This window comes from Saccharopolyspora sp. NPDC000359 (assembly GCF_040300525.1).
Taxonomy (GTDB): domain Bacteria; phylum Actinomycetota; class Actinomycetes; order Mycobacteriales; family Pseudonocardiaceae; genus Saccharopolyspora.
Genome location: NZ_JBEPDU010000006.1, coordinates 103,191 through 119,571, shown reverse-complemented (window position 1 = coordinate 119,571; position 16,381 = coordinate 103,191). Strand labels below are relative to the sequence as shown.

The 16,381-nt window shown below is 71.8% G+C and carries 15 protein-coding genes; 7 read left to right on the top strand and 8 right to left on the bottom strand.

Features of this window, described 5'->3' with window-relative positions:
* Window positions 1-18 precede the first annotated feature (18 nt).
* Window positions 19-1,254 carry an outer membrane protein assembly factor BamB family protein gene (locus ABT324_RS06515; RefSeq protein WP_351172662.1) on the top strand — a complete coding sequence of 412 codons (1,236 nt, stop codon included), beginning with the start codon at window positions 19-21 and terminating at the stop codon, window positions 1,252-1,254.
* Here ABT324_RS06515 and ABT324_RS06510 read toward each other — a convergent pair whose 3' ends face one another.
* Window positions 1,255-2,625 (bottom strand): ATP-binding protein, encoded by a 1,371-nt coding sequence (locus tag ABT324_RS06510; RefSeq protein WP_351172659.1) that lies wholly within the window; start codon window positions 2,623-2,625, stop codon window positions 1,255-1,257.
* A 265-nt stretch (window positions 2,626-2,890) separates the two neighbouring features.
* Between ABT324_RS06510 and ABT324_RS06505 the strand changes: the two genes are divergently transcribed.
* Window positions 2,891-3,979, top strand: coding sequence for a hypothetical protein (locus ABT324_RS06505; protein WP_351172656.1), 1,089 nt, complete (start codon window positions 2,891-2,893; stop codon window positions 3,977-3,979).
* Window positions 3,980-4,102: 123 nt separating this feature from the next.
* On the top strand, window positions 4,103-4,690 hold the full coding sequence (locus ABT324_RS06500) for a hypothetical protein (protein ID WP_351172653.1): 588 nt from the start codon (window positions 4,103-4,105) through the stop codon (window positions 4,688-4,690).
* 12 nt (window positions 4,691-4,702) lie between these two features.
* On the opposite strand, the gene ABT324_RS06495 is transcribed toward ABT324_RS06500, so the two are convergent.
* From ABT324_RS06495 to ABT324_RS06475, 5 genes are all read right to left on the bottom strand, one after another.
* Window positions 4,703-5,452 (bottom strand): hypothetical protein, encoded by a 750-nt coding sequence (locus tag ABT324_RS06495; RefSeq protein ID WP_351172650.1) that lies wholly within the window; start codon window positions 5,450-5,452, stop codon window positions 4,703-4,705.
* Between the two features lie 9 nt (window positions 5,453-5,461).
* On the bottom strand, window positions 5,462-5,782 hold the full coding sequence (locus ABT324_RS06490) for a DUF2563 family protein (protein ID WP_351172647.1): 321 nt from the start codon (window positions 5,780-5,782) through the stop codon (window positions 5,462-5,464).
* Between the two features lie 458 nt (window positions 5,783-6,240).
* Complete coding sequence (locus ABT324_RS06485) at window positions 6,241-7,878, bottom strand: alpha-amylase family protein (RefSeq protein WP_351172644.1); 1,638 nt, start codon at window positions 7,876-7,878, stop codon at window positions 6,241-6,243.
* An 11-nt stretch (window positions 7,879-7,889) separates the two neighbouring features.
* Entirely contained in the window at window positions 7,890-8,108 is a 219-nt protein-coding gene (locus ABT324_RS06480) for a hypothetical protein (protein WP_351172641.1), read from the bottom strand.
* A gap of 421 nt (window positions 8,109-8,529) precedes the next feature.
* Window positions 8,530-9,666 carry a mandelate racemase/muconate lactonizing enzyme family protein gene (locus ABT324_RS06475; protein WP_351172638.1) on the bottom strand — a complete coding sequence of 379 codons (1,137 nt, stop codon included), beginning with the start codon at window positions 9,664-9,666 and terminating at the stop codon, window positions 8,530-8,532.
* Between the two features lie 173 nt (window positions 9,667-9,839).
* Between ABT324_RS06475 and ABT324_RS06470 the strand changes: the two genes are divergently transcribed.
* A complete protein-coding gene (locus ABT324_RS06470; RefSeq protein WP_351172635.1) occupies window positions 9,840-10,484 on the top strand; it encodes a DedA family protein in 645 nt (214 codons plus the stop codon).
* 4 nt (window positions 10,485-10,488) lie between these two features.
* On the opposite strand, the gene ABT324_RS06465 is transcribed toward ABT324_RS06470, so the two are convergent.
* Window positions 10,489-11,034: a hypothetical protein gene (locus ABT324_RS06465; protein WP_351172632.1), complete on the bottom strand. Its 546-nt coding sequence runs from the start codon at window positions 11,032-11,034 to the stop codon at window positions 10,489-10,491.
* Between the two features lie 187 nt (window positions 11,035-11,221).
* Window positions 11,222-13,015, bottom strand: a complete 1,794-nt coding sequence (gene leuA / locus ABT324_RS06460) for a 2-isopropylmalate synthase (protein ID WP_351172629.1) — start codon at window positions 13,013-13,015, stop codon at window positions 11,222-11,224.
* A gap of 248 nt (window positions 13,016-13,263) precedes the next feature.
* Here leuA and ABT324_RS06455 point away from each other — a divergent pair, with 248 nt between their 5' ends.
* The 3 genes from ABT324_RS06455 (at window position 13,264) to ABT324_RS06445 (ending at window position 15,933) form a co-directional block, all read left to right on the top strand.
* The gene (locus ABT324_RS06455) at window positions 13,264-13,545 is read left to right on the top strand and encodes a hypothetical protein (protein WP_351172626.1); all 282 of its coding nucleotides are present in this window, start codon (window positions 13,264-13,266) and stop codon (window positions 13,543-13,545) included.
* A 27-nt stretch (window positions 13,546-13,572) separates the two neighbouring features.
* Window positions 13,573-13,935, top strand: coding sequence for a hypothetical protein (locus ABT324_RS06450; RefSeq protein ID WP_351172623.1), 363 nt, complete (start codon window positions 13,573-13,575; stop codon window positions 13,933-13,935).
* Between the two features lie 195 nt (window positions 13,936-14,130).
* Complete coding sequence (locus tag ABT324_RS06445) at window positions 14,131-15,933, top strand: FUSC family protein (RefSeq protein WP_351172621.1); 1,803 nt, start codon at window positions 14,131-14,133, stop codon at window positions 15,931-15,933.
* The last annotated feature ends 448 nt before the right edge of the window (window positions 15,934-16,381 follow it).

The window sequence follows — 16,381 nt, the reverse complement described above, 5'->3', positions numbered from 1 at the left end:
CAGCGAAGAGGGTTCAGGATGGCAGGACGATTCTGGTCGGCAGCCGTCGTGCTGGCCGCGGTGCTGGGTGCGACGGCGTGCAGTGGGGGAGGTGCTCCAGCGGCACCGGAGGCCGCGCCCCCGGCTCTGCCCGGGGCGCCCGTTCCGGGGCTGGCCGCCCAGCCGGTGTGGCAGGGGGCGCTGGCCGCGCGCGGGCACGGGGACTTCGGGACCAGCGTGTTCCAGAAGGTCGCCAGCACAGGTGAGGTGTTCGCCTTCCTCGGCGACCAGGGCCAGCAGGAGGTGCTGACGTTCGTCGACCCCGCCAGCGGGCGGGAGCGGGCCAGCATCCCGGTGCCCTCGGGGGAGTCCAAGGCGGCCGAGGTGACCAGCGGCGACGTCGGCGGGCGACCGGTGGTGGTCCTGCGCTACCCGACGACGACACCGGGGACGACGACCACCGCCGCCCGGGAGGAGGCCGTCACCGAGGTCTACGACTCGGCGGCGCAGCTGGTGTGGCGGCAGGCCGGTGAGCCGGATTCCCCGGAGCAGTTCCGCAACGGCTGGCTGGTGCGCTCGGAGCCGGGTTCCGGGGTGCAGGTGGTGCACGACCTGGGGGGCACCGAGGTATGGCGGTCCGGTGACCTGACGATCGCCGGAGCCCAGCACGTCGTCGAGGTGCGCGGTGACGTGCTGATCACCCAGTACGGCGACAGCGGGCCGCTCGTCGCTTACCGGCTGTCCCCGGCGGGTTCGGCGCAGCTGTGGCAGAGCAGCGACGTCGCACCGCCGGGGGAGGGCGGACCAGCGGTGGCCCCGGATGTGGTCGGTTTCGCCGAAGGTCAGGTGCTGATCCACTGGCAGTTGGACGCCGACTTCTACGCGCTCGCCGCCCACGACCCCGCCAGTGGTGCGGTCGCCTGGTCGGTGCCGGTCGAGCGAGGGCACCGCTGGTCCGGTTTCCAGCAGGACCTGACCTACGACCCGGTGAGTGGTGTCGCGGCGGTGCACAGCGAGAGCGGTGCCACCGTGGTCGACGTGCGCGGGGGACGGCTGCTGTGGGAGAACTCCGACGAGGACCGGGCGTTCCAGGTGACGGCGGTGACCGCCCGTGCCGTCTACGGGCTGGTCGACGGGGAGCTGCCGATCGCCATGGCCACCGAGCAGAAGCAGCTGGTCGGCGAGGGCCTGACCGCGTTGCCGATCGCCACGGCGGGTGGGTACGCGTGGGCCACCCGCGGCCCCGCCGAGCACTGGGTGTTCGCGGTCGAGTGATCAGCTCGGTGCCGGGTGCGGGGAACGCTGCAGGATGTGGCCGAGCCCGGTCGCGGTGCGGGCCAGTCGTCGGGCGCGGCCGACTTCGGCGAGCCGGTTGCGCCCGTACTGGCGCACCAGCCCCGGCAGCGCGTACCGGGTGAGGCCACCGGAGTCCACTGTGGTCAGAACGGACTTGTCGACCAGCCCGGCCAGGGCGGCGAGCACGTCCTCGGCGGTCAGCCCGCCTTCGGCACCGACGCGCTCGGCCGACTCCAGGGCGATGTCGGTCTCGAAGAGGCTCAGCCGCGCCCACACCACCTGTTCGACCGGTGAGCAGAGGTTCCAGCTCCAGTCGAACACCGCCCGCAGCGTGCGGTGCCGATCGTCGGATCCGCGGTCCCCGTTGCGTAGCAGCCCGAAGCCGTCGCCGAGCCGCGCGAGCAGTTCCTGTGGCTTGAGCACCCGCACCCACCGGGCCGCCATCTCGACGGCCAGCGGCAGGTTGTCGACGCGACGGCACAGCTCGGCGATGACCTCCCGGTCCTCCGCGCCCACCGCGTACTCCGGGGCGACGGCGGCCGCGCGGTCGGCGAAGAGCGCCACGGCGTCGTCGTCGGCCAGCGGACGCGCCACCAGGACGTGCTCGCCGGTGACCCCCAGCGGCTGGCGGCTGGTGGCCACGACCAGCGCGTTCGGTGCCACGGCCAGCAGGCGTCGGGCCAGCGCGGCGCACTCCTCCGCCAGGTGCTCGCAGGTGTCGAGCACCAGCACGAGCCGCTTGCCCGCCAGGAACACCGGCAGGTCCGCTTCGGGCGCGCCGAGCGCGTCGGCGACCGCGTGGGCCGCCGACGCGGACCGTGCCAGCTCCACCAGCCACACCCCGTCCGGGAAGGCCCGGGCTGCCCGGTCGGCGATCTGCAACGCCAACCGGGTCTTGCCGACACCACCGCCACCGACCACGGTGACCAGCCGCGACCGCGTCAGCAGCTGCTCGGCCGCCGCGAGTTCCGGCGCGCGACCGACGAACGTGGTTAACTCCGCAGGGAGGTTGCCGACGCAACCACTGGTTTCGTCGCGCGGTTCGACCGGTTCGGGAGCGTGCCGCAGCTCCCGCCAGCGCCGCGCCCACTCGGCCACGAGCCCCTTGGGCGTCCACTCCCGCACCGCGTCCACCGCCCGCTCCGGGTTGGTGTGGGCGAACGCGACGCACGCGCGGACGAACATCTCGGTGACGTCCCAGGTCGGCACCTGCTTGCCCGCAGCGGCATTGCGCAACGACGTGTCCGAGAACCCGTGCCCCAACCGCGTGGTCTCGTAGGACAACGTCTCGTAGCTGGGCTTCCCGGCCTCCTGCCGCAGCCGCTGCAACCCGAGCGCGAACCGCCCCAACGGCGAACCCGGATCCGGAACAGTCGAGGCGCGGCGGCCCCGGTGCGGCGCACTCACCGAACGCCGCCCAGGACCCCGCCGTTGTCCAGCAACGAAAGCACCGCCATACCTGGGAAGAGCAGCCATCCTGGCGTCGACATCCCCGCCACCTCCTCGTCGTCGTGGGATGAGCACCGTCAAGGTGACGTGCTCGGTGAACAACAACCAACGAGGTCAGCGGGGTGCTAATCATTTGTGCGACATCCACCGACGACTGGAGGCGCAGATGACGGGGAAACCGGGTCGCCGCGAGGCCGCCATCGACCCGGAGGAGGGGCCGCTGGCCAAGTTCGCGCACGAGTTGCGGATGCTCCGGCAGCAGGCGGGCGGGCCGAGCTTCCAGGAACTCTCCCGGCAATCCCGCCAGCTCGGGGAACCGTTCTCCACCAGCACGATGCGCAACGCGGTGTCCGGCTCGGTGCTGCCGACCGCGGAGGTGACCGCGACGTTCGTCCGCGCGTGCCTGCGCCACGCCCGGCTGAACCGGCACCTGCTGGCTGATCCCGCGGTCCTGGACCACGACGTGGCCGAGCTCGTGGACCGCTGGTGCCAGCGCCGCAACGAACTCGCCCGACCCGCTCCGGCCGCGGAACCACCCGCAGCTGCCGCGTCGCCCGAACCGGTCGGACGGCCTGCACCTGCTGCTGCGCCCGAACCTGCCGTGCCACCAGCAGCTGCCGCACTTCCCACACCTGCCGCGCCGCCCGAAACCGCCGCTCAGCCCGAGGAAACCGCTTCTCAGCCCGAGGAACCGGACTCGCCTGAGCCAGCACGCCGTCCCGACCGACGTCGCCGGATGGCGGTCGTCGGTGCGGCCACGGTCGCGGTGCTCGGGGGCGTCGCGGCGGCAGTGGGGTTCCTGGTGCCTGCGGGGAAAGAAGCGCCGCTGGCCAAGCCGATCGTCGCCAAGACCGCCACCCCGGTGTCCGCGGACCAGATCGCCCAGCAGTGCCGAGGTGCGTGGGAACGGGGCCCGGTCAAGGTCGACCCGTGCATCAGCACCTCCCCGGAGGGCGTGCGGATCTCGGTGCGGGTGTCGTCGGTGGATGCCGCACCTGAGGTCGCGGTGCACCTGTGGCTGCGCGACACCACCACCGCGCAGCGGGTGCCCGACACGCTGCACCACTGCCAACTGGCCTTCACCGCGCCCGGCCAGGCAGCCACCTGCGGCCCCGTCCTGGTCCACCCGCAGCCGGGCCACGACTACGTGACAGCGGCGTCCTCGGAGACGGGCACGTCACCGGTCCCGTTCATGTGGGAGGACGCGAACGCCACCGGCCTGAACAGCGCAGCGGTCACCTGGCCCCCGCGCTGATCCGGTGCTCGTCACCGAGCGCTCAGCCGTCGATCAGGAGCCGATCAGCCGACCCGGAGTTCGCTGGAACCGCCCCGGTTCGCGCGGCACGGTGAACACCGACCTGAGCGATGAGGAGGACAGGTGCTGGATTGGCTCGACGAACCAGAGCACTTCGAGGAGTCGTGGTTGCGAGCGGCCGACGGTCCGCCCGCCGGGGAAGGGCTGTTCACCGGCCAGGACGACACGGGCAGCGTCTCGGTCGGTGTGGATGGCGCAGGCGCGGTGCGAGCGGTCCAGGTGGCCGGGACCTGGCGCGCGGAGGTGGCTCCGCACCGGCTCGGCGAGGCGGTGCTGGCCGCTCGCAACGCCGCGATGTCCGCGCTGGTCAGCGCTGGACTCGCCGAGGTCCGCGCGCAGCAGGGCAGTCCGGTTGCGCACGACCTGCCTGGTGACCCGGTGGCTGCGGCGCGGATGCTCCGCGACGCCCACCAGTTCCTGGACGACGTCGAGCGGCACCGCACCACCGACCGGACGCTGGTCAGCTCCGGCGGTCACGTCGTGGTGGTGCTCACCGGCGGTGAGGTCACCGGGATCGCGGTGGCCGCGGACCGCCTCGGCACGCCGTCAGGCATCGCCGCTGCGGTCCGCGAGGCCTTCGCCGAGGTCGAGTCGGCAGCGCCTCCGGCTGCCCCGGTGGCGCTGCCCGGCCTCGCCCCACCGGTCGCCTGACGGTCCCAGCGGCTACCAGTTGCCGGGGTTGGACAGGTCGGTGGTCTGCCTCGGCCACTGGTTGTTCGGGAATCCGGCGTTGGAGGCCAACTGCTTCTCCAGCGCCGACATCTGCGCCCGCACCGTCTTGGCGAAGTTCGACAGCTGGTCCCCGGCGGAGATCAGGAACGCCACCGTGGCCGTCGCGCACGAGAGGAACCACGCCACCAGACCGGGCAGGGTGGCGAGGCTGGCGACGATGATCGTGCCAGCGGCGGCGGCGAGGCTGGCGACCGCCGTCGTGATCGACACCAGGAACGACGTGATCGCCGAGGACAGCTCGACGAGCGCGTCCTTCACCGCGTCGGTGGTGGTCTTGATCGACTCCAGCGCCTTCTGCTGCCCGGGGATGGTCTGCTTGTAGGCGTAGGCCGCTCGGCCGTCCCACAGGTCGTCGGCCCCCAGCCGCTGGGTGGACATGTTCGCGGACAGCACGGTCACCACGCCCCCGATCTCCGCGTTCCAGCGGTCCGAGGCCCGGGTCAGGGCGTCCGCGTCCCCGGGGTGGGCCAGGTACTCGCGGACCAGGTCCACCCCGTCCGCGAACGGCTTCATGGCCGCCGCCAGCAGCTCCAGCACTTCGTCGGCGATCGCGCCCGGCAGGCCCTGGACCTTCGACCGGACGGCGGACAGGACTTCGCCGGACAGCCCCTCCAGGCGGTGCAGGAGCCGCTGGGCCTCGTCGACGGCCGCGGAGAACTGGCCGGTGGTGGTTGCGGGCATCGTGGTCTCCTACCGCTTGATCTGGTTGAGCTTCTGGGCGTTCTGGTCGTCGACCTGCTCGTAGGTCTTGGCGCACTCGCGGAGGGCGGCGGCCACGTCGCGGAAGTTGGTGGCGGCTCCGTGCAGCAGGTGCGCGAACTTGCGCTGCACCCGCTGGTAGACCTCGGTCATGCCGAGGTCGTCGGCGAGGAAGCCGAAGTGCTGGACCGTGAGCACCAGGTCGTCGGCGGCCTGCGCGGCGGGGCCGACGTCCTTGGCGAAGTCGTCCCAGGACTTCGCGTCAGCGACCAGCAACTCCGTCGCCGTCGTGAACCCATCGTCGTCGGGCATGGAAACCCCTTCCATGAGGCGTTTTGCGCGTGGAGCAGCGGCTCAGGCGAGGGAGTGGGAGCGCAGCTCGCTGGTGCCGCGCGTGTTCGAGCCGCGTTGGAGACGTGCGCGATTTCCATTGGAATCGCATCGAGTCGTCGCGCGACTCCCGGCGTGTCGGGCCCCGAAACGCCGGAGATCGGCGATTTCAATGGACATCAGACGTCCGATTTCCATCGGAATCGCGGTGAGGTCACCGCCCCCGGTAGGGCCGGACACCGATCGCGATGTCGATGGTGGGCTTGACCACCGCGATGCCCTGGGTCTCGCGCGCAGCTCCTCGGGTTCTGCTTCGACCTTCCCCATCTCGTTCCTCGCCAGATCCGCGCGGACACCCGGTGCGTCCGCGGCACAGCACGAATCTGGCGGTGGGGCTGATGATTAGCCAGTGAGCTGCGCAAATGCTGATCGTCTGCGCATCACCGCGGCCCGTGCTCGGCGGCCCAGCGGCAGATCGCGGCGACCTCGTCGGCCTGGGCGGGCAGCGTCGTGTCCGCGATGCCGACCACCGGGATGTGGCCCTCGTGGAAGACGTCCGGCGGCCGGTGCAGGAAGCCCTTCTCGTGCACGCCCGTGCTGCCCTGGCCGGGGGTGCCCTCCGCGAGGTGCGCGGTGGTGCGGGCGTAGCGGTTGAGCACGCGGGGTGCGCGCAGGTCGCGGTCCATCCGGTACCACTGCTGGCTCAGCGGGAAGACCGACAGCAGCGCGTCCCACCAGCCCTCCACGGCCAGCACCAGCTCGGGGTGGCGGCTGCGCAGCTCGGCGACCAGCTGCCGGTAGCCGTCGAAGACGTCGTGCCGCGGGTCGTTGAACCAGAAGCCGAGGGTGTCCAGGAACGCCGCGTCGACGCCGAAGTCGCGCACCGTCGCGGAGATCGACTCCACCAGGTGCGCGCGGAACTCCGGCTCACCGGGGTTGAGGAACACCTGGTCGCCCTCGCCGACCCGGTCGCTGTCCCAGTCCGGCCGGTTCAGCAGCTCCACGTACCGGTCGGTGTCGTTGCGCAGCACCGCCTGTTCCCACGGCGGGTACTGGACGACGTTCGCGCCGTGGCCGCCGAACATCGGCATCAGCCGCACGCCCAGCTGCCGCGCGGTACGGGTGAGCGCGGCGAACCCCTCGGCGCCGCCCAGGTCCGCACCGGGGCGGTAGTGCGGGTAGGCGTAGTAGTAGCGGCCCTCCCACCCCGGCAGGTAGGCCAGCACGCGGTGCGGCTCGATGTGCTCCGCGACGAAGCGCAGCGCCTCGGCCATCTGCGGGAAGGTGTTGAACACGTACCCCGACCAGTGCTGGCCGTGCAGCGTCACCACCAGCGCGATGCGGCGCATCCAGTCCGGCACGTCCGGCCGGGAGGCCCAGGGCCGCAGGTCGTGCGCGCGCTCCACGAAGGACATGTGCTCGTCCAGGTCGGCGTCCACGGTGCGCGCGTCGGCGCCGGGGCGCAACCGGATCGGCGGGACCTGGTAACTGGTGGAGCGGGCGCTGGCCATCGGCAGGTGCACCAGCTCGGCGATCGGCCCCGGCGCGTAGGGCGGCTGGTGGACGTGCAGGATCTGCCGCCGCACCAGCGGATCGCGCACACTGAGCACGAACCCGCCCTGGTCGGTGCCCGCGGCCACCCACGGGGTCGCCCAGTCCGGGCCCGGGTACTCGAGCTGGAACCGCTGGCCGTTGACGCCGTGCGCCCAACCCCGCCCGGTGTTCGGCGCCCACCACCCGGCGCGCAGCTGGTCGGCGGGCAGGCCGCGCAGCAGCAGCTTGACGGACTTGATCGGCTCGTCGTGGCGCGCGGCGATGGACCACTCGAGCACCCCGCCGCGGTGGGTGACCTCGACGTCGACCGACCCGGCGGCCACCGGCAGCTGCTGGCCGAGCCAGGCGTAGCGGTCGGCGCGCAGGTGCGTCCGGTCGTCGCTGAGCCGGACACCAGCCGAGTCGAGGCCGTAGCCGTTGGTGGTGGTGAACACCTGCAGAGCCCACTCGACACCGGACGAGCCGGGGGTGGGGAAGTAGGGGTCGCGCGGATCGAAGCTCAGGTCGGTGTCGATCAGTCCCACGCGGCACCCTCCTATCGGTCCGGGTTGCCGCTGGCAGCGAACCCGACGGCTTTGTCCAGCAGTGCGGCGAGCCCGTCCGCCTCGGCCGCGGTGAGCACGAGCGTCTCCCCGGGCGGCAGCACGACGGCGACCCGATCACCCACCACCAGCACGGACAGGGAGTCGGTGGCGGGCGGTCGGCACGGGATGCGCCAGCGCAACTGCTCGCACGGATCTTCGGTCGGCCACATGTTCACCTCGGCACGGCTGTCATTCCGGTGCCTGACTGAACCCCGTGCACCACCCAGCATCAAGTTCGGTACACCGATCGGGTGGCTCGGGCAACCGGACCCGCCCGATGTTCACACGCACCGACCAACACGAGGACCCGAACGCCGGAACCGGCCTGAGCAGCAGCGGGACGACTCGTCAACCGCTGGTGGTCCCTGGGGAGGTCCAGAGGGAGGGCCGGTCCCCGACGTTGTTCCCCCGCCCCCTCCGACCCATCCCTCCGACCCTGTGTTCCCCAGGGGCGTCGCTTGGCATCCCGCGACGTAGCTCCATGCTGCCGAACGGACGCCCCGCCCGGTACCGTCTTTGGTCGAGTGTGTTGGCCGAACCGGACGCTGATCCTGGCCACCGCCGACTACGACCGCAGTAGGACCCCGCAGCTCAGCTCGGTGGGCCCGCGGCCTCGAACTCCTCGCCCGCAACCTGGTACAGCTCCGCGTACCGGGCCAGCCGGTCGCGGTCCAGCTCGACCCCGATGCCCGGCGCGTCCGGCACCCGCAGCCGACCGCCCCGGTGCCGCAGCGGGCCCCCTACGAGCACGTCGTCGGAGAGCAGGGCGCGGTAGGACTGGTTGGCGTGGTCGAAGCCCGGGGTGGCCGCGATCAGGTGCGCTGCCGCGCAGGTGGCCACGCCGAGCTCACCGAGGCTGTGCTTGACGGCCGGGATGCCCGCCGCCTCGCAGGTGCCGGCCGCGCGCTTCATGTTCAGCAGGCCACCGTCCAGCGCGTTGTCCACCGAGATCGCGTCGGCCGCACCGAGGCGGACCACCTCCAGCTGGCTGGCGCGGCAGAGCTGACCGGCGAGCAGCGGGACGCGGACGTGCGCGCGCAGCCGGGCCATCTCCGGGATGTTGCGGGCGGAGACGGGCTGCTCGACGAACTCGATGTCGTAGGGCGCGAGGGCCCGCAGCGCCCGCAGCGCTGCCGCGGGCGACCAGGCCGCGTTGGCGTCCACCCGGATCGACCGGCCGGGGCCGATGCCGTCCCGGACGGCGGCGACCCGCTCCACGTCGGTGCCGAGGGCGTCGGCGCCGACCTGCACGTGGAAGCTCTCGGACCCGGCGGCGGCACCCTGCGCGGCCAGCTCCCGCATCCGCTCCGGCGCGCCGGTCGGGATCTGGTGCAGGTACTCGACCTCCTCGCGCAGCCGCCCGCCGAACAGGTTCACCAGCGGTTGGCCGCAGGCCTTGCCGACGATGTCCCAGCAGGCCATGTCGATGGCGGCCAGCGCCGGGCTGGTCGCGCCGACCGGGTGCCCGGTGCCGACGACCTCGCCGAGCTTGGCCAGGCGCTCGGTGCGGAACGGGTCCTCGCCGATGGCGAAGCGCTCGACCGAGCGCAGCACGGCGAGCACGACCTCGGCCGACGGGTGCGCCGGGGCCTCGCCGATGCCGGTGATGCCCTCGTCGGTGTCGATCTCGATCAGCACGCTGATCAACCCGCGCCGCCCCGAGGCCCACCGCTCCCCGTGGTGGAACGGCACGGCGACCGGTATGTGCCGAATGCCGATGATGCGCACAGTGCCCTCCCCCGCGGGCAACGCTCGATGTGGTTACGGTCACACCGGTTGCGTGACGGCGCCACAGATGTGCGCAGGTCTTCGGGTTCCCGGGCAACGTCAACGGCCTCGGGTACGTACTCTGGCCGGTGGCCCGTCCCGGCCGCGCCCGAACCCGATCAGAACGGACCTCCATGATCGAACTGCTGGACTCGATCCCGCCCGGGGTGATCTACCTGGTGGTCGGGTTGATCATCGGGCTGGAGAGCGTGGGGATCCCGCTGCCCGGTGAGATCATGCTGGTCAGCGCGGGTGTGGCGGCCTCGCAGGGAGTGGTCAACCCGATCGCGCTCGGCGTCGTCGCGGCCGGCGGGGCGATCATCGGCGACTCGATCGGCTACGCGGTCGGCAAGCGCTACGGCCGGAACCTGCTGGGCTGGCTGGGGCGCAAGCTGCCGAAGCACTTCGGGCCGAAACCGGTGCGGCAGGCCGAGCGGATGTTCGACCGGTGGGGCGCCTGGGCGGTGTTCGGCGGCCGGTTCGTCGCGCTGCTGCGCATCCTGGCCGGGCCACTGGCCGGGATCCTCGGCATGAAGTACCGCAAGTTCCTGATCGCCAACGCTGCTGGCGGCATCGCCTGGGCGGGCACGGTGACCACCCTGGCGTACGTGTTCGGCCTGGTGGCGGGCCAGTGGTTCCACCGCTTCTCCTGGATCGCCCTGCTGGTCACGGTGGTGCTCGGCTGGCTGATCGTGCGCGTGGTGCGCCGCCGCGCGGCGAAGGAGGACGAGGCCGAGGAGCGGGCGGCTGCGGAGGAGTCCGACGCGAAGGTCCCGTGATCGCCTACTCGGCGTTCAGCGCGGACAGCACGTCCCGGGCGTCCAGGAGCACTGCCTCGTCGGTCTCCCGCTCGATGAGGTCTTCCAGGGCGTGGCGGTAATCCGGCCACTCGGCATAGGCCATGGCCAGGACTGCGGCGTGCCTGATCTCGGAGTGGTCGCTGCGGGCGGCCTTGGCGACGCGGTCGATGATCGCCCGGGTGGGGTCCGCGGGGGAGACGACGCCGAGCAGGCGGACGGCCCGGTCCTTGTCGGCGCGGTAGACGCTCGCGTCGAAGTTGAACGTCGCTTCGGAGATCGTCCAGGTGGCCAGGCCCGAGGTGAGCTCGGCCAGTTCTGTGTCCGGGTCCGGGCCCGTCGCCAGCACGTACCGCTCGCCCGCGAGGTCGTCGACGACGTAGTGGAGGCTGAGCTCGTCCCGCACCTGCCACTTCTTCTCGAAGAAGACTCCGGCCCCGGGGTCGGCGCGCATGGTGCCGAGCTCGGTCCAGCCGCAGGCGGCGGCGAACTCGTTCACCTCGGCCATGGTGACGTGGTCTTTGAGCGCCAAGCGCCGACTGCGGCGGGTTTGCACGGTGCGGACCTCCGGTCGGGGGTGAGGTGATCATGGTAATCCGCTGCGCGCATCCACCGGCCTCCCCGAGCTGTCCACAGCCTGTGCAGAGTTGTCCACAGGGCTGTGGACAACCGAGAACGGCCTGCGCACCCTGCGGTGCGCAGGCCGTTCCCAGTTCTGGTCAGCGGTTCGCGCGGTTCACCGCGGATACCACCGCGCGCAGCATGGCGGTGATCGTCGAGGTGTCCACGCCGACACCCCAGAAGACCTTGTCGCCCACCGCGCACTCCAGGTACGCCGCCGCGCGGGCGTCGTCACCGGCGGTCAGCGCGTGCTCGTTGTAGTCCATGACCCGCACGTCGTAGCCGATGGTGCTCAGCGCGTCCACGAAGGCCGAGACCGGGCCGTTGCCGGTGCCGGTGATCTGCTGCTCCTCGCCGTCCACGACCACGGTCGCGGTGATGGTCTCGTTGCCGTCCTGCCCGGCGACCTGCTGGCGCACCAGCTTCACCGGCGCGGTGGCCTCCAGGTACTCCGCGGAGAACGCCGCCCACATTTCGGCCGGGTTGACCTCGCCGCCCTCGGAGTCGGTGCGGGCCTGCACCACCTTGGAGAACTCGATCTGCAGCTTGCGCGGCAGGTCCAGCTGGTGCTCGGTCTTCATGATGTAGGCGACGCCGCCCTTGCCGGACTGCGAGTTGACCCGGATGACCGCCTCGTAGGTGCGGCCCACGTCCTTCGGGTCGATCGGCAGGTACGGGACCTCCCACGGGTGGTCGTCCACCGGCGTCCCGGCCTTGGTCGCCTCGTCGCGCAGCGCGTCCAGGCCCTTGTTGATGGCGTCCTGGTGGCTGCCGGAGAAGGCGGTGTAGACCAGCTCGCCGCCCCACGGGTGCCGCTCGTGCACCGGCAGCTGGTTGCAGTGCTCGACGGTGCGCTTGATGAAGTCGATGTCGGAGAAGTCGATCTGCGGGTCGATGCCCTGGCTGAACAGGTTCATGCCCAGCGCCACCAGGTCGACGTTGCCGGTGCGCTCGCCGTTGCCGAACAGGCAGCCCTCGATGCGGTCCGCCCCGGCCTGGTAGCCGAGCTCGGCGGCGGCGATGCCGGTGCCGCGGTCGTTGTGCGGGTGCAGGGACAGGATCACCGAGTCGCGGCGGGCCAGGTTGCGGTGCATCCACTCAATGGAGTCCGCGTAGACGTTCGGGGTGGCCATCTCGACAGTGGCGGGCAGATTCAGGATCACCGGGCGCTCCGGTGTGGGCTGCCAGATCTCGGTGACCGCGTCGCACACCTCGGCGGCGTAGGACAGCTCGGTGCCGGTGTAGGACTCCGGGGAGTACTGGAAGCGGAAGTCGGTGTCGGAGTACTTGCCGGCCAGCTCCAGGGTCATCTCAGCGGCCGAGGTGGCGATCTTCTTGATGCCCTCGCGCTCCTCGCGGAACACCACCCGGCGCTGCAGGATCGACGTGGAGTTGTAGATGTGCACGATCGCCTGCGGCGCGCCCTCCAGCGCCTGGAAGGTGCGCTCGATCAGCTCCGGGCGGCACTGGGTCAGCACCTGGATGCGCACGTCCTCGGGGACCGCGCCGTCCTCGATGATCTCCCGGACGAAGTCGAAGTCGGTCTGGCTGGCCGCCGGGAACCCGACCTCGATCTCCTTGAAGCCCATCTGCACCAGCAGGTCGAACATGCGGCGCTTGCGGGCGGGCGACATCGGGTCGATCAGCGCCTGGTTGCCGTCGCGCAGGTCCACCGCGCACCACAGCGGGGCGCGGGTGATCCGCTTGTCCGGCCAGGTCCGGTCCGGCAGGGACACGTCCTCGACCAGCTGGTGGAAAGGGCGGTACCGGTGGTGCGGCATCGAGCTGCCCAGCTGCGGGTTCCACGGCTGCTGGTCGGCGGGGGCGGGGCGGGACGGCTTGCGCACCCGCTCGGCGAACGAGGCCTGCGGTTCGGGGGAAATGTTGCTCATGCGAGTCGTTCTCCTGCACGGTTTCCGGGTCTGGACCGACGACCGGCGCGTTCGAACCCCGCGACGAGGGGCCGGTCGGTCAGACCCCGTCGCGGCGGCGAAGCAGGAGAACGCGAGCCACGGGCCCAGGCTAAACCCTCGGGGCGCCCACCATGCAACCACCCTTTCCACATGGTGGGAGAAGTGGTGCCGTTCTGCCTGCCCGGAGCTGGCAGAGTGAGAGCGGACTCACGCGGAAGGAGCGGTTGATGGCGGCGAACAAGGGCCGGAGCGGGGTGGCTGTGCTGTTCCAGGGGGTGGGCTTCCTGTTCGCCGCGCTCCTGGTGCTGCACCTGTTGTTCATCCTGACCGGGATCGCCAGCGAGGGCGAGCTCGCCGGGTCCGTGGCGCAGGCCGCCGAGCCGCTGGCTCTGTTCTTCCCCGGCCTGTTGTCGGTGGACCTCCCGGTGCTCCAGGTGCTGCTCGATTACGGCCTCGCCGCGTGCTTCTGGGTGCTGGTGGGCGGGCTGCTCGGTCGGGTCTTCGGCTGATCGCGTTCCCCGTGCCACACTGGTTCCGTGGTGGAAGACGTGAGCTCCGGGGCGCACGAGGGCGGTGTGCGGCGCGCTGACCTGCGCCGGGCATGGCACCGGGGGCTCGGCGTGCTCATCTCGATCGTCCGGTGGTTCGGCACCGCGGCCGCCGCGCTGTTGGCGGTGCACGTGGTCCTGACGATCGGCGGGGCCAACCCGGACAACGGCATCACGCAGTTCGTCGCGGCCTGGGCGGAGTGGCTGGCGCTCGGCTTCCAGGGCCTGTTCATGCCTGCGGACCCCGAGCTCGCGGTACTCATCAACTACGGGGCGGCCGCCCTTTTCTGGCTGTTCATCACCTCTCTCGCTACCAGGATCCTGAGTTCCCTCAATCGTCCGTCCTTTTAGGACGCATGTGGCGCCTGCGCGGGCTGCCTCGGTGGAGCAGGCCCGAGCCACCTCCCCGACCGGTGTGATCGAGCCCGCGGTGTGACGCCGGTGTCGATCGCGGGTGCACCGGTCGCCGCCCAGTGACAATCGAGCGCAGATCACCAGCCGCTCGGCGTGGAGCGCGTTTCCCTCGGCCCCGAAGGGATGTGCGTCTTGCCGGGCCAAGCGCTACCCCGCCTCCTGCTGCCGGACTGGTTGCTGCGGCAGCTGCGCCCGATGACCATCCCCGCTGACTGGACGCGCGTCAGCGCGGTGGCGCTGGGCATCGGACTGCCGCAGCTGGTCGGGCTGCTGACGGGCCGGATCGAGGCAGCGGTGCTCGCCTCGGTCGGCGCGCTGTGCGCGAGCTTCTCGGACCTCACCGGCTCGTACCGCTACCGACTGCGCCGGGTCGGGGTCGCCGCGGTCCTCGGCGTGCTCGGGTTCGCCGCCGGAGCCGCCGCGCCCGGCCCGTGGTGGGCCGCCGCCGTGGTGCTGGCGGTGGCGGTGCCGTCGGTGCTGGCCAGCCGGGTGGGCGACCTGTGGTCCTCGGGCGGCGCGCACATGCTGACGTTCTGCATCGTCGCCACCGGCGAGAAGTCGGCGACCTTGCCGGTGGTCGAGCAGGTCGTGTGGTTCTCCGCCGGTGAGCTGCTGCTGTTCGCGCTGGTCGCGTCCACCTGGCCGTTCCGGGGCACCGCACCGGCGCGCAGCGCCGTCGCAGGGGTCTTCGACGCCACGCTGCGGATGCTCGACGCCGAGGAGCCGGTGGCCGCGCGCCAGGCGCTGACCAAGGCCCTCAACACCGCGCACGACGTGCTGGTCGGCGGCGGGTCGATGTCCCGCAGCCGGGTGCGCGACCGCCTCTACCTCGTCCACACCCACGCCACCCCGATCGTCGAGGCCGCGGTCTCCCTTGTGCACGCCGGAGAACGCCCTCCGCATCGTGCCCGCGAAGCCCTGCGCACGCTGGCCCGGTGCATGCGCACCGGCGAGGTGCCACCGCCGTACCCGCCGGACACCGCCGGTTCGCCGCTGGCGCAGGCTCTCGACCGGGGCATCGCGGACCTGGTCAGCGCGTTCCGGCTGGCGAAGCACTCCGCGGTGTCGAGCGAGAAGGAGCGCGTGCGCCTGACCTTCGGCCGCTCCACCTGGGCCCAAGTGCTCCGAATGGTGCTGTGCCTGGCGCTGGCCGAGGGGATCGGCCTGCTCGCCGGGCTGGACCAGCCGTACTGGATCGCGCTGACCGCCGCGCTGGTGCTCAAGCCGAACTCCGGCTCGGTCTTCGCCCGCACCGTGCTGCGCGCCGTCGGCACCGTCGCAGGTGTTCTGCTCGCGTTGCTGCTGCTCTCCCTAGTACCTCCTGGTTGGTGGTCGTTGCCGTTCATCGTCGTGCTGGCGGCCAAGGTGCCGGTCGCGATCGACCGCCACTACGGCTTGTTCAGCGCCGTGGTGACCGTGCTGGTGCTGCTCCAGATGAGCCAGAGCGCGGAGTTCCACGCGCTGGCCCGCCTGGTCGACACACTCGTCGGGTGCGCCGTCGTGCTGGTCGTGGGGTTCCTGCTGCGGCCGCTGCTCCGGGGGCCGGAGCTGCCGGTCCTGTTCGCCGACGCCGTGGCGTCGGTGGCGGAGTACGTCTCCCAGTCGCTGGCCGGGGTGCGGCACGGCCGCCCCGCACTGCGGCGCCGCACCTACCGGCAGCTGGCCGACCTCCGCGCGGCCCTCCAGCAGCAGCTGGTGAACCCCACGACAGCACCTCGGGCGGAACGCTGGTGGCCGACGATCAGCGTGCTGGAGCGGGTGGTCGACGCGGCCACCGAGAAGGCGGTCCGCAACAACCCCCAGGACCTCCAGCAGGCCCAGCGCCTGGTGTCGGCCATGCGCACCGCCACCCGCCAGCTCCGCGCCACCGAGGTGCGCCCCGCCGAGCTGCACGCCGAGCTGGAGCGGGTGTACGCCGGAGTTGCCGGGCGGTGAGCACCCGGCGCGCGGGTGGGGGATGAACCCGCGCGCCGAGCACATCTCCGAGGATGCCCGCCGGAACCGGTTCCCGGATCAGGAGATCGACTGATTCGCGGACGCGGAGATCAGCCGATCGGCCGAGGAATCTCGGCCGTCAGGCCGGGTCCCCGATCGCCACTGATCCGCCCTGGTCCGGCCCGTCACGAGCCCGCCCGCTTCGCCACCGGCCACCACGGGGTGGGCCGGGGCGGGTTCCGCCGCGCGCTGGTGCGTCGACGTGGCCCCAGTCCCCACCGCGCCCGCCGCGCGCGGTGCCGAGGACCTTTGGGAACGTCCCGAGGTCGCCCAGGACGCTGGTCCGGCCCGCTCCGTTCCCCTGTCGCCCGAAGATTTCCTCCACCATGCTGTTCACGCTTCACTCCTCTCCCGCGGTTCGTGTGTGCGGGGCCGGGAAGTCCCGCAC

Coding starts and splice junctions, on each gene's coding strand:
- ABT324_RS06515 (WP_351172662.1), top strand. CDS start 19: ATGGCAGGACGATTCTGGTCGGCAGCCGTCGTGCTGGCCGCGGTGCTG.
- ABT324_RS06505 (WP_351172656.1), top strand. CDS start 2,891: ATGACGGGGAAACCGGGTCGCCGCGAGGCCGCCATCGACCCGGAGGAG.
- ABT324_RS06495 (WP_351172650.1), bottom strand. CDS start 5,452: ATGCCCGCAACCACCACCGGCCAGTTCTCCGCGGCCGTCGACGAGGCC.
- ABT324_RS06490 (WP_351172647.1), bottom strand. CDS start 5,782: ATGCCCGACGACGATGGGTTCACGACGGCGACGGAGTTGCTGGTCGCT.
- ABT324_RS06480 (WP_351172641.1), bottom strand. CDS start 8,108: ATGTGGCCGACCGAAGATCCGTGCGAGCAGTTGCGCTGGCGCATCCCG.
- ABT324_RS06470 (WP_351172635.1), top strand. CDS start 9,840: ATGATCGAACTGCTGGACTCGATCCCGCCCGGGGTGATCTACCTGGTG.
- leuA (WP_351172629.1), bottom strand. CDS start 13,015: ATGAGCAACATTTCCCCCGAACCGCAGGCCTCGTTCGCCGAGCGGGTG.
- ABT324_RS06455 (WP_351172626.1), top strand. CDS start 13,264: ATGGCGGCGAACAAGGGCCGGAGCGGGGTGGCTGTGCTGTTCCAGGGG.